Source organism: Dietzia sp. HMSC21D01 (assembly GCF_001815995.1).
Lineage (GTDB): Bacteria > Actinomycetota > Actinomycetes > Mycobacteriales > Mycobacteriaceae > Dietzia > Dietzia cinnamea.
In genome coordinates, this window is record NZ_KV823977.1 from 1 (window position 1) to 1495 (window position 1495).

General features: G+C 65.4%; 1 protein-coding gene. It reads right to left on the reverse strand.

What is annotated here, in order from left to right:
* Nucleotides 1-244 precede the first annotated feature (244 nt).
* Nucleotides 245-1443, reverse strand: a protein-coding gene (locus HMPREF3086_RS11400) for an IS3 family transposase (RefSeq protein ID WP_141764068.1) whose coding sequence is annotated in 2 segments (ribosomal slippage) — nucleotides 245-1188 and nucleotides 1188-1443 — 1200 coding nt in all. Because the reading frame shifts where the segments join, the coding sequence is not laid out codon by codon here.
* Nucleotides 1444-1495 lie beyond the last annotated feature (52 nt).

The window sequence follows — 1495 nt, forward strand, 5'->3', positions numbered from 1 at the left end:
TGATCGTCTTCTTCACCGCCGCGATCTCCCTGCGCGAGCACCCGACGGCGGCGACGATTTCGCTGTAGCTATGCCCGGCCAGCGCCAACGTCATGATGGCCTTGTACTCGGCCACATCAGCCTCCTCAAATAGGAAGAAGCGGCGCCGAGTGCGCCGCCTCACCCCGAGCAGACCACCCCGGCGGGCCCGAGGAGTTGGGCTGTGTCAAGGATTGTGGACAGGTCCTCGGTGATTTCGGGTGTGTCAGGCCGCCTCGGTTAGGTCCTCGGCGGCGGGATTGTGGGCGTCGGCCCATGCCTGGGCCGGGGTGCGGTAGCCCAGGCTGGAGTGCGGTCTTTGACGGTTGTAGAACACCTCGATGTACTCGGCGACGGCGAACCGTGCTCGGGCGCGGGTATGGAACACCTGCTGGTGGTACATCTCGTTTTTCAGGGTGGCGAAGAACGTCTCCGCCGCGGCGTTGTCCCAGCACACCCCGGTGCGGCCCATCGACTGCACGAACCCGTGCTGGGTGCAGTAGGTGACGAATTCGTCGGAGGTGTACTGAGACCCGTGGTCGGAGTGAAATATTGCCCCTTCGGCGGCTTGGCCCTGCGTACGGGCCATTTCCAGGGCGTCGACGACCAGGCTGGCGCGCATGTGCTCAGCGGTCTGCCACCCGATCACCTTGCGCGTGGCCAGGTCGATCACGGTGGCCAGGTACAGCCACCCCTGGCCGGTGCGTAGGTAGGTGATGTCGCCGACCAGTGCGGTGCCGGGGCGGTGACTGCTCGGGGCGAAGTCGCGGCCCAGCTTGTCGGCGAAGACTTGGGCTTTCTCGTCCGGGACGGTGGTGCGTTTGTAGGCCTTGCGCTGGATCGCCGCCAGGCCGAGCTCGCGCATCAGGTCGGCCACGAGCCCCACCGAGGCCGGGTGCCCCTCGTCATTGAGAATGGCAGCGATGCGCCGGCACCCGGCAGTGCCGCGCTGCTTATGGAAAACGCGCTCGACCTCCATCTTCAGCGCTTCGCGGCGCGCCTGGGTGGCTGTAACCTGCCCGGCGCGGGCGCGCCACGCGTAGAACGACGAGCGGGCCACGCCGAGCTGGGCGCACATCCAGTCGATCGGAAAGTTCGCCTTCTCCGCCTCGATCAGGACTGACTTCTCGTTCAGTCCTGCTCCCGGGCGAAGAAGGCCGCGGCTTTTTTTAGGAACTCATTTTCCATCTTCAGCTTGCGGTTCTGCTCCTCGAGCTCGGCCAGCCTGCCGTGGTCGGCCGGACTCATCGACGTGTCCGGCTCCGGATTGGCCTGCCGGTGCTTCTGAACCCAGTTGCCCAGGGTGCCCGGGTTGATCGCCAACTCCCCGGCCACCTCGGCAATCGAGCGGTCACTCTGCAGGACCAGCTGCACCGCCTCGGTCTTGAACTGCGGACTGAACTTCCGCCTCGAACTCGCTGCCATGATCTCGATCCTCTCGCCTCAAGAGGTTGTCCAAGATCTTTGATACACCCCA